Genomic DNA, 11,507 nt, shown 5'->3' on the forward strand with positions numbered 1-11,507 from the left:
ACAAGCAGCTCTTTTGAGAATTAAACCGGTTGAATATTGAAGCTCTGGGCGGCACAAAAACCTTTGGCAGAGTGATTTCAAATCATGATTCTGCCGAGCGCTTTCACATTTCTTTCGGAGTCTGGTGGATCAATCCGCCTCAATCCAACCCCATCTGGTGCAGGACGGCTTGGAATCGCGGCTGATTGCGCAGTGGGTCATACTCGGGGTCGACTTTCATTCCAATCAACATGAAGCTGCGCGCGGCATAAGCTTTCTCCACCCAATCCAACGCCATGCTGGTGTCGCCGAGCGCGAGGCAGACTTTGATGACATCGGGCGGAGCCAGGAAACGATCCTGCGGCCAGGCCAGCATCTCTTGCAGCAGGCGCCGCGCCGCGCGATGATTGCCGGCCAGCGCGTGGGCGCGCGCCGTCATCCCCGCAATCTCCGAAACAGAATCCATCTGCGCCGAGGTTTGAATCTCGGCCATTGCCTCCTCCCACCTGCCCAGTTTTTGATAGGTGCGAGCCAAATACATGCGCGCGAACCAGTAGCTCGGAGCAAGGTCGATGGTGGTGCGCAGCGGCGCGAGCGCCTCTTCGTAGTGGCGCGCCGCGTACAGGCAAACGCCCAGGAAAGAGTTGGTCTCCGGCGACAACGGGTCGAGCTGCCGGGCCTGCTCGGCTTCGGCAATGCCGGCCGCGAGATGCCCGGTCGCAACCAAAAACGCGCCATAATAGCTGCGCGTGAGCGCATTATTGGGATTCAATTCCAGCGCGCGCTGAAATTCACGCTGCGCCGCGGCTTGATTCCATTCATACCAAAAATGCACCACGGCCAGCCAGGCGTGGGCTTCGGCCAGCGATTCGTCGAGTTGAATAGCGCGCTCGGCAGCGGCTTTGGCCTTGGGCATGGCTTCCTGCGCCGGCGCAAACCAGTCGGTAATGCCGACATAGTAATAGGCCAGCCCGAAATACGCCAACGCATAGCTGGAATCCAGACCGATGGCTTGCTCGAAATAAGCGATGCCCCGATCCAACCCGGCGCGTGTGTACTGGCTGGCATAATGTTGCCCCAACAGATAGAGGCGGTAGGCCTCGCTGTTGGTGGTGTGAGGCTTCTGCAGTTGCATCTGCTCGCTGGGCGACAGACGCAACCGCATTCTGCCGGTGATCTCGGAGGTGATCTCCTGCTGCAAGGCCAGCAGGTCAGCCATCGGAAGGTTGTATTGCTCGCCCCAAATCACGCTCTGGTCGCGCGTATCCACCAGCTCGGCGCTGAGGGCGAGTTGATTGCCACGTTGCAGCACCGTGCCGGTCAAGACCGCCTTCACGCCCAGCTCTTTGCCCACGGTCCCGGCATCGACGGCGCGGCCTTCATAGCGCAGCGTCGCGCTGCGCGAGCGCACTTTCACATGCGACAAGCGCGACAGGCTGTAGATCAGGCTCTCGGTCAGGCCTTCACTGAGGTATTCGGTATCAGGATCATTGCTGAGATTGGCGAACGGCAACACGGCCACGGAATCGATCACGCTTGCCGCGGGCCGAAGAAAGTACAGACCCGCGCCCGCCAATGCCAGGAACGCACCGACAACACCGGCGAGCAACATCCTTTTTGTGAATTTTCCCGGGGTGGCGGCGAGGCGATGCGTCGAGGCGACGCCGGCTAGCTGTGCCTGCGCCAGCGGCTGCAAATCAGCCAGCACTTCGTCGGCGGTTTGATAACGCTCGTCGGGATTTTTGGTGAGCAGCTTCGTGACGATCTGCTCCAAGGCCGGCGGCGTGTCCGGCCGCCGGGCAAGGACTGCCTCCGGTGTTTCATTGATGATCGAATAGATCACCACCTGGGGATGATCCCCGCGAAACGGCAGGCTGCCGGTGAGCATTTCGTAGAGCAGCACGCCCAGCGCCCAGAGATCCGTGCGCGGATCGACTTTCTTCCCGCGCGCCTGCTCCGGAGACATGTAGGCCACGGTTCCCATCACCGTGCCGCGCTGGGTGAGCAGTGAGCTGCCGAACAACTGCGCCAGGCCGAAATCCGTGATCTTCACGCGTTGCGTGCTGCTGAGCATGACGTTGCTGCCGGTGAGGTCGCGATGCACGATGCCCTTCGCATGCGCGGCCTGCAGGCCTTCCGCGACCTGGATCGCGATGGCCAGCGCCTGCGCCAGCGGCAGCGCCCCCTGGTTGAGCTGTTCGCGCAGGCTGTGCCCGTCGATGAACTCCATCGCGATGAAAAAATTCTCCTCGCTCTCCTCGATTTCGTAAATGGTGCAAATGTTGGGATGATTGAGCGCCGCGGCCGCCTGCGCCTCCTGCACGAAGCGTTGCTTGGCTTCGGCGTTGCTGGTCAGCTCGCGCGAGAGGAATTTCAATGCCACTGGGCGTTTGAGCTTGAGGTCTTGCGCCTGATAGACGATCCCCATCCCGCCGCTGCCGAGCGCTTGCATCACGTGATAATGTGAGATGACTTTTCCGGTCAAAGTGGATGCCTCGCAGAGATGAAGAATGAGAGTTGAATGGCGTGGCGAACTCCGCCGGCTTGTGCGTCGGGCGGGCGGCCGCGTCGCAAGAGAGAGAATTTATTGCGCGGGCTCTTCCGGCTTGACGATTCCCAGCTTCTCCATCTTGTAGCGGATGGTGTATTCCGAGATTTGCAGCGAACGGGCAGCCTGCGACTGATTCCAGTCGTGTTCGGCCAGCGCCTGGCGGATCAACTGCGCCTCGAGCGCATTCACGCGTTCCGTCAGCGAAGGTGCGGGCGCCGGCTCCTCGGTGATCGTTGCGTTCTTCTTGAATTCCCGCTGGAATTCTGCCGGCAGGATCTTGTGATGCAGCACACGCATTTCCGGCGAGGCCAGCGTGACGAGCCGCTCGACGAAATTTTCCAACTCCCGGATGTTGCCGCTCCATTGCCGCTGCTGCATGAAGCGCACCAGCGCAGGATGAAAAGAGGCCGCCTGCTTGCGCTGTTGCAGGACAAATTTCTTCAGGAAATGGTCGGCGAGCAGCGGAATATCCTGGCGGCGTTCGTTCAAGGTGGGAACATAAACGGGGAAAACATGCAAACGATAGTACAAATCCTCGCGGAATTTCTGTTGCGCCACCATTTTGCGCAACGAAGCGCTGGAAGCCGCGATGATGCGCACGTCCACGGCCTTCGGCTTGTTGCTGCCCACCGGACGAATCTCCCCCTCCTGCAGCACACGCAGCAGCTTGGCCTGCATGTCGTACGGCAGGTTGGCAATCTCGTCCATGAACAGCGTGCCGCCATGCGCCTCTTCGAACAGGCCCCGGCGCTCATAATTCGCGCCGGTGAAGGCGCCCTTGACGTGGCCGAACAGCTCACTCTCGATCAAATTTTCGGGAATCGCGCCGCAATCGACCGCCACGAACGGCCGCGACTTGCGCAGGCTGCCTTGATGAACGGCGCGCGCGACCCGTTCCTTGCCGGTGCCGCTCTGCCCTTCCAGCAACACCCGCACGTCACAACGCGCCGCGGATTCGATGGCGCGCAGCAATTCCACGAACGGCTTCGACCGGCCCAGCATGCCCAGGCCGGCGTATTGCGCCAGCAGCACTTCCTCCGGCAGCGGCGCTTCGAAATACTCCTGAATATGCTGCACATTGCTCAAGAACGGCGCGCACACTGCGGCCATCTGCTGCAACAGCTTGAGCGCGCATTCGTCGAATTGCCCGACCTGGCTTTCGCTGAGCACGAGCAGATAGCCGAGGGCGGCGCGCTGCATGCGGAGCGGCGCGCACATCACCGCCCGCACCACATCGTCTTCAAACACATCGCCCTGGAAACGCGGGTCCGCTTTCAAATCCGCGCTCAGGAACGGCTGCTCATGCCGCATCATCCAGCCGATCACCAGGTTTTGCACCAGGCGATGCTTTTCCACCCCCAACTCCTTGCCGCCCCGGAAAATCGTCTTGACCGTCTGTTGCGTGCTGGGATTGATCATAATGATCGAAGCGGCGTCGGCATCGAACAAGACGCCGGCGGTCAGGGAGATGAGATGCACACTTTCCCGATAGTCGCTCTGTTGCGTCAGCAGCTCAGCCAGCTCCAGCAGCGTTTCGCTTTTTTGCAGATTGAAATTCATGGCCGAAAGTAAACATGCCGGCAGGAGAAATGCAAGGGCGCGGGAAAATTATCACACGAATGGTTTGCGCTGCCCAGCGGCGTTGCCTAAAGATGCAATGGCCGTAAACGGCTCAGGGCAGCGCGGGAGCCAGCAACTGCCCGAGAATCGCGCCGCCGAGAATGATCCACGCCGCATTGACATTCCTGGCCACCAGCACCACCAGCGCCAAGCCGAAAATCAGCCAGGCGGCCAAGCTGGTCAGGCTGCCGAGGCCGAGCGCAACACACACGGCCAGCATCAAACCCAGCGCCGCGGCATTGACGCCGTTCAGAAAACTGCGCGCGATCCGCGAGGCGCGCAGTTTTGGAATGAGCGGACTGCTTAGCATCACAAAAACGAAGGAAGGAAGAAACACGCCGATCGTCGCCACCGCCGCGCCCGGGAATCCCAGCAACAGGTAGCCGATGAAGGTTGCGGTCGAGAGCAACGGGCCGGGTGTGAACTGGCCGATGGCGATGGCATCGAGCAATTGCTGTGGAGTGAGCCAGTGCAGACTTTCCACCAAACCGCCCTGCAAGAAAGCCACCAGCACGTAGCCGCTGCCATAGAGAATCGCGCCGACCTTGAGGAAGAACAATCCCAATCCGGTCAAGCTCGCGGCCGCAGGGCTCACCTCTGCTCCCACTCCCCGAAAAACCGCGGCCAATGCGGGCAGCACTGCGATATGGAAGCGGGAGGTCAAGCGTTGCCACAGGAAGCGAGGTTGCTCGCCGATCACGTTCAACAGCCCGGCGCCGAACAGCAAGGCGATTTCATCGCAACGCAACAGACTGAGCACCGTCACCGCCAACCCCATGGCCACAAGCTGCCATTTCCCGAGCAGCGGACGGCTCAGCCGGAAAACCGCAGCCAGGATAACCGCGATGATGGCAGCACGGATTCCAAACATGAAAGCTGCAAGCTGCGGCACGGTGCCAAACCGAACATAAAGCCAGGCAAACCCCAGCGTGATCGTCACTGCCGGCAGAATAAAGCTCAGGCCCGCGACCGCCAGACCGCGCCAGCCGGCTTGCACGTAGCCGAGATGAATTGCCATCTCGGTGGAGTTGGGCCCGGGAATGAGATTGGTGACGCCGAGCAAATCGAGGAATTGTTCATGGCTCAGCCAATTGCGGCGCTTGACGGTTTCTTCTTCCATCAGGGCAATGTGCGCCGCGGGTCCGCCAAAACCAATGGCGCCCAACTTGAAGAAGACTCGCGCCAGTTCCGCCAGGCTGGCTTTGTGATCTGCCGGTGCAGTCGCCGGCTGCTTGCTGAGGTTGGAGGGCATGATTGTGGCAAGTGCTGTCTTGGGTTTCTGAAGCACGGCGTCAAATCGGCGAGACTGCCGACTGAGGTGCAGTCCACTCAAAAGGAATACCCCGCCCGTGTCATCCAGAAAGGAACTTGTGCAGATTTGGATACGACTCCAGGCCATTCACAGTTTTCCGCATCTCTGCAGTTGGATGGAGGTGCCGATCTGGTTGAAGCACGGCACGGGCTGACGCGGCTGTCGGTGGCGAAGATGTTCTCCCGCCTCACGCGCCCTCCATTTTTTTGGAAAAGATCGCCCGCACCTCCGGCAGGTTGCGCTTGTTGACCAGCGCCAAAACCACGTCACCTTCGTTGATCACCGTGCCGCCGCTGGGCACGATGAATTCTTCATTTTGACTGATGAGCACAATCAGACTGTCGCGCGGCATGCCGATTTCCACCAATGATTTCCCGGCAATGGCGGAGCGCGCAGGCACCACGAACTCAACCAGGTCGGTATCCATACCTACCGCCGGCGCAAACTCGATGGGATACTCGCGCCGGCGCGCCATCGGCGCATCGACCTTGAGCAAGCGGGCGACCGCCGGGATTGACCATCCCTGCAACAGCGCGGAAGTGAAGACGATGAAGAAAACGAGATTGAACAGCAACTCGGCGTTGGGCAGGTTGGCCAGCAGCGGAAAGGTGGCCAGAATAATCGGCACCGCGCCGCGCAATCCCACCCAGGAAATGAAGGACTTTTCCCGCCAGTTGAATTTGGTGAAGGCGAGCGTGAGAAACACGCTCAGCGGCCGCGCCACCACAATGAGCACGGCGGAAACCAGCAACCCGGCGCCGATCACCGGCACGATGCGCGAGGGAAACACCAGCAGCCCGAGCGTGAGAAACATGCCGATCTGGCTCAGCCAGGCCAGGCCATCGAAGAAACGCAGCAAGCTTTTCTTGTGGACGAATTCGCTGTTGCCGGCCACAATGCCGGCAAGATAGACGGAGAGAAAACCGCTACCGCCCAACAGCGCTGTGAGGCCATAAACGAGCGCAGCATAAGCCAGCACCAAGACCGGATAGAAGCCCTGCTGGGCAAAATTCACCCGGTTGAGCAGCACGGTCAACAGTTTCCCCAGGCCAATGCCGCAGAGCGCGCCCACACTCATCTGCAGCAGGAACAATTGCGCCACTTTTGAGAACGAGGCCTCGGGCATGGTCAGGATTTGTATCAGGCCGACGGTGAGAAAGACGGCCATGGGATCATTGCTGCCTGACTCCAGCTCGAGCAACGGCTTCAGGCTGCCGCGCAAATTGACGCTGCGCGCGCGCAAGACGGCGAACACGGCCGCGGCATCCGTCGAGGAGATGACGGCACCCAGCAGCAGTCCCTCCAGCAGGGAAAACGGATAGAACAGGTGGGCCACCACGCCGACGATCAGGGCCGTGAGAAACACGCCGGCCGTCGCCAATCCCGCCGCCGGCCACAGCACCGGACGCACGGCCTTCCAATCCGTGTCCAACCCGCCGGCAAACAGAATGAAAACGAGCGCGATGATGCCGACTGATTGCGCCGTGCCGGCATCATCGAAGTAGATGCCACCCGGGCCTTCAGAGCCGGCCAGCATGCCAATCGCCAAGAACAGCAACAATACCGGCACTCCGAGATTATCAGAGAACTTGGCCATGCCGAGACTGAAGAGGATCAGCACGGAACCGATCAGCAGGAGATGCTCTAACGTCAACTTCCGTCCTTCACTGTTTCAGCAGCTGGCTAGCAGAGGGCCGCGAGCCGCGCATGATTCAGACTCGATCAGTGCGAATTGCTTGCATGACAATTTAGGAATCGGCCGGCAATATCAAAGCACAAAGACGGCAGCTTACAGGAAGACCGCCGGCCTCCCGCTTCAAGGCAGCACCGTCAGCAGCACCTGCGCCAGAATGATTTTGATTATCATCGCCAGGGGATAAACCGAGGCATAACCGAGATTGGGGATATCATTGCGGGTTTGCTCGAGCGCAAAGCCGAGCGCCGCCGGTTGCGTCTGCAAGCCGGCGAGCACACCGATCAACACGCTCATCGGTATTTTGAGCAGGCGGTGGCCGATCAGCAAGGTGAGAAACGCCACCACCAGCGTGATGGCCGCGCCGGCAGCGAACACGGCGAGACTGTTGCCTTGCGTGAGCATGGAAAAGAAGGCATAGCCGGAGCGCGTGCCGATCCCCGCCAGAAAAAGAATCAACCCGATTTGCCGCAGCGTCAGATTGGCACTGTAGGGCATGTTCCAAACCAACGGTCCCGTGCGGCGCAGCGTGGCCAGAATCATCGCCACCAGCAACGGGCCGCCGGCAAAGCCGAGTTTGATCACCACGCCGCCGGGCAGGGGAATGGGCACCAATCCCACCAACAAACCCAGCGCCAGACCCAGACTGAAAGTGAGAATGTCGATTTCGCTGAGCGCGCGATAGGAATCGCCAAAGAATGCACTCACCGCTTCCATGTGATCGCGGCGGGTGAGCACGCGAATGCGGTCGCCCAGCTCCAGCACGGTATCGCCGTGCGGCAGGAATTCGAGATCGCCGCGGCGCACGCGCGTCACCACCGCGCCGTATTGCTGCGGCAAATTGAGATCGCGCAGACGATGGCCGGCAACTTGGGGATTGGAGACAAAGATGCGGCGATAATCAAGCTGGGAGCGGTCCAAATCCAGGCGTTCGTTGCTCGCTTCCCCCAGGGCCGCAGTGACGCGCTCCAAGTCTTCGGCAGTACCCACGACGCTGCACAGATCATCCGCTTGAAAGCGCGTCTGCTCGCCGGCCAGCGAGAACCTGCCCTCGCGCTTCATCCGGCCGAAGACAACCTGCCATCCCTCCTGCGCTTTCAGCTCCCGCAGTGTCTGCCCGAGGAATTGCGGCCGCGTGACGCGAATGGTGCGGTTTTGCAGACGGGCGCCCATCGCGCCCAGCTCGCGCTGGCTGGCGGCCTCGCGGGCGTAATCGATCTTCCAGAAGCGCTGCAGCAGATAAATCGCCAGGATCACGCCGATCACGCCCATGGGATAGGCGAGCGAGTAGCCGATCACCGGATCAGTGAGCAGATGCTGATTCTCGGGACCGGCCGCATAGCGTTTGACTTGATCGAGCACGCCCGCGAGTGCCGGCGTGTTGGTCAGGCTGCCGGCAAAGAGGCCGGCGGTCAGCGCCGGTGGCAGGCGTAGCGCAAAATGCAAGAGCACGGTCACCAACAACGCCAGCACCAGCATGCCGAGCACAAGCAGGTTGTTGCGCAAACCGCTGCGCCGAAAGGAGGTGAAGAAACCGGGGCCGCTGCTCAGGCCGATGGTGTAGACGAAGATGACGAGTCCGAGCAGATAGACGATCTCGGGCAGCTTCAGCTCGGGGTGCAGGCCGCCAAAGGCCAAACCGACGAACAGCACCGCGGCCACGCCCAGGCTGCTGCCGTGAATTCGAATCTGCCCCAGCGGATAGCCGATGGCCGCCACCAGGAAGAGCAGCAACAGCGGTTGATCGAGCAGAATCTGGGTCACGTCATTCATGAGGCAAGGAGACGAGTTGGACAAGGAGACAAGGAGACAAGTTGGAACTGCAACGATTAAGCGAATTTTGGGACACAGCAAAAAGCTCCACTGGAGCGAGATGGAAAAGCGAAGGGCGACGCCCTAGACGGATTGGTCAACCAAACTCAGAATAAAATTCTGAAAAATTCTGAACCACAAGGCAAACATTTGAACCGCGGAGACCCATAGAGCGCAGAGCTGCACGATCCCAAAAGCCTTTCTCTGCGTTCTCAGCGTCTCGGCGGTGAGCTTCTGAGGTAAATGGCGAGGGGCGTGTGCCTCACTCTTCACAAGATCCTTACTGGATGACAGTTGGATGACAGTGGTGGTGGATACCTCGTGCGAGGCAACAGTGTACGAATCGGGCTTATTACTGCCCGCAGGGCATCAGATTTCAGCTTGTCTGAAATCTGGCGTAGTGCCTTAGTAGTCAAATTTGTGCAAAAAAAGCAAAGATTTTTTCAAGGAGTGCCATTTTGATCTGTGTTTATACGGGTTTCGTAACACTTTTTCAAATCTCCAACTTTTGAGATTCTTGCTAAAAGAATTCACGCAAAGACGCAGAGCGGCAAAGACCCGCAAAGGTTTTTCAATCATTTGTTCTCTTCATGAAAGTCTGAAGTCAAGATTTTCTTTGCGTATCTTTGCGTCTTTGCGTGCGCTGTTGTTTTTCTTTTTTGGTTGCGGCTCGTCGCGTTGTGGAGTTGGTAATCATAAAAAACTGTAAGGCCCAAAAGGGCGCCGTGGAATGACCTCAGATATGCCGCCGCTTGGGGCTATGTGCGAGAGGCCTTATCGTTTCCCGGGACACTGCCCGCAAGCCATTGCACGCGGCCCGCGAACGTCGCAGTCGCGGAAATCTGCGTGCGCCTTTACGCCTTCGCTGCTGCGCGTGAATTCTTCTGCCCAAACCCGAAAGCCTTGGAGATTTCCGGAATTGCCCTGAAACCCGCATCAATACTGCCCGAAATTACACTCATCCAACGGAAGAAAACTCAATTCGGCGGCGTGTCGGTTCACAGCGTCTTCATCAAATTGATGGTCAAACACAGAATCGCGGCCAGGCCCGCGAGGCCCGACATGCCAAACGCCGCTTGCGTCACCACGGCAATGGCAGGCCAAGCTTCGAACACTGCCATCGGCATGAGCAGCGGCATTACCCGCAGCACGACGGCAAGATTGCCCAGCCAAAAGGTGGCGCCCACCAGGCGCGGACTCCAGACCTGCTTCTTCTGCAGGAAGCCGGGCAGCATGCGTACCGACATGCCGAAAATCAACAAGGTGATGAAACCGAGCAAATAGACATGGCGGCTGGCATCGCTGCTGTGGGTCAGGGAGAAATCGAAAATCTTGCTGGCGCCGGAGAGAATATCCAGCACCGCGCCCAGCACCAGCCAAAAGTAAGCGGCATAAACCAGCCGTTCGAAACGACCGAACTCACCGTAGTCGGGCAGGCCGGGCCGCGTCGGCGGGCGCTCCGGCCCCGGGTGAAACACACGATTCACCGTCCAGGGCAGGCGCCAGCGCGTGAGCAAATCCAATTGCCACACGAAGACGAGAATCACCACGCCTTTGGCAATGACACCGGTTGCTGAGAGCAACAGCGGCGTTTGCGTCGGCAAAACGGCCAAGGGCGGTAGCAGGGGAATCAATTGCAGGCTCAGCGCCAGCGCATAGGCAAATGCCAAACCGCGCACCGGCCAAGAGGCCGCCGGCAGTCGCAGGTAGAGCGGAAACATGCGCACGGAAAACGCGAACGCCACAGGCAGCAGCACCAAGCCGATGAGCGCTTGAATGGCAAACTCATTCCACGCTTGATGCACGACGATCATGCGTTGCCGCGCCATTTGGATCAGCAGGGCAGCATTGATCAGGCTGTAGAGATTCCAGCCGGCGAGCATCATGAGAAAGAACGGCTTGACTTGCGCCAGCGCGGGCCGCTGCTCGGCGTCCGCGACGTGTCGCATCGTACTCCCCAGCAAGCCGGCATAGGCCAGAATGCCGGCCCACTCCAGCAAGCCGGAAACTGCCACGGCCCACGCTACTGGCACTTGCCAGGCGCTCTCCTGCAGATAAGGCAGCAGGCTCTGGCCCAAACTGCGCAGCAACAAGCCGGCAGCCAGCAGCCAGAGAATGCGATTCCGCCAGTGCGGCTTTGTCAGCGGAATGCCCGCCAGCCGGGGAATGAAGTGCAGGCTGATGCCGATGATGAACAGCCCGGCCCAGGAAACGAGCTGAACGTGGCCATGCACTTGAATGAAGCTGTAGAATCCCGGACCGAGCGGAAAGTCAAAACCAATGACCGCGGCCACGTGCGCGCCGATGGCGAAACCGACAAACAGCGCTGCAGCGAGCGCCACCCAGATAAAATCGAGGTGAAACGCGGCGTGCTCTGGTTGCGGAGAAGTCTGAACTGGAAGAGTGCGCATGTGCCTCCCTGCTGATGCACTTTTCATGATTGGCTTGGGCGGCCGCCGTCAACTAAGGGTTTGTTAAAAAATAAGCTTTACAATTAAATATTTTGTGTTATCTTGTAGACATGCACAATTTAAAGGCCT

General features: G+C 59.5%; 6 protein-coding genes. All 6 read right to left on the reverse strand.

Translation table 11 applies throughout. The features are described from left to right. Positions 1 to 139 precede the first annotated feature (139 nt). The gene (locus tag L6R21_27185; GenBank protein MCK6562891.1) at positions 140 to 2,464 is read right to left on the reverse strand and encodes a protein kinase; all 2,325 of its coding nucleotides are present in this window, start codon (positions 2,462 to 2,464) and stop codon (positions 140 to 142) included. A 99-nt stretch (positions 2,465 to 2,563) separates the two neighbouring features. Further along, a complete protein-coding gene (locus tag L6R21_27190) occupies positions 2,564 to 4,090 on the reverse strand; it encodes a sigma-54-dependent Fis family transcriptional regulator (GenBank protein ID MCK6562892.1) in 1,527 nt (508 codons plus the stop codon). Between the two features lie 112 nt (positions 4,091 to 4,202). Then, the gene (chrA, locus tag L6R21_27195) at positions 4,203 to 5,402 is read right to left on the reverse strand and encodes a chromate efflux transporter (GenBank protein MCK6562893.1); all 1,200 of its coding nucleotides are present in this window, start codon (positions 5,400 to 5,402) and stop codon (positions 4,203 to 4,205) included. A gap of 247 nt (positions 5,403 to 5,649) precedes the next feature. After that, positions 5,650 to 7,116 (reverse strand): potassium/proton antiporter, encoded by a 1,467-nt coding sequence (locus tag L6R21_27200; GenBank protein MCK6562894.1) that lies wholly within the window; start codon positions 7,114 to 7,116, stop codon positions 5,650 to 5,652. 162 nt (positions 7,117 to 7,278) lie between these two features. Continuing rightward, positions 7,279 to 8,919 (reverse strand): transporter, encoded by a 1,641-nt coding sequence (locus L6R21_27205; protein MCK6562895.1) that lies wholly within the window; start codon positions 8,917 to 8,919, stop codon positions 7,279 to 7,281. Positions 8,920 to 9,965: 1,046 nt separating this feature from the next. After that, positions 9,966 to 11,378: a hypothetical protein gene (locus L6R21_27210; protein MCK6562896.1), complete on the reverse strand. Its 1,413-nt coding sequence runs from the start codon at positions 11,376 to 11,378 to the stop codon at positions 9,966 to 9,968. Positions 11,379 to 11,507: the final 129 nt, after the last annotated feature.

This window comes from bacterium (genome assembly GCA_023150945.1).
In the GTDB taxonomy this organism is placed as follows: domain Bacteria; phylum Zhuqueibacterota; class Zhuqueibacteria; order Zhuqueibacterales; family Zhuqueibacteraceae; genus Coneutiohabitans.

Coding starts and splice junctions, on each gene's coding strand:
- chrA (MCK6562893.1), bottom strand. CDS start 5,402: ATGCCCTCCAACCTCAGCAAGCAGCCGGCGACTGCACCGGCAGATCAC.
- L6R21_27210 (MCK6562896.1), bottom strand. CDS start 11,378: ATGCGCACTCTTCCAGTTCAGACTTCTCCGCAACCAGAGCACGCCGCG.
- L6R21_27190 (MCK6562892.1), bottom strand. CDS start 4,090: ATGAATTTCAATCTGCAAAAAAGCGAAACGCTGCTGGAGCTGGCTGAG.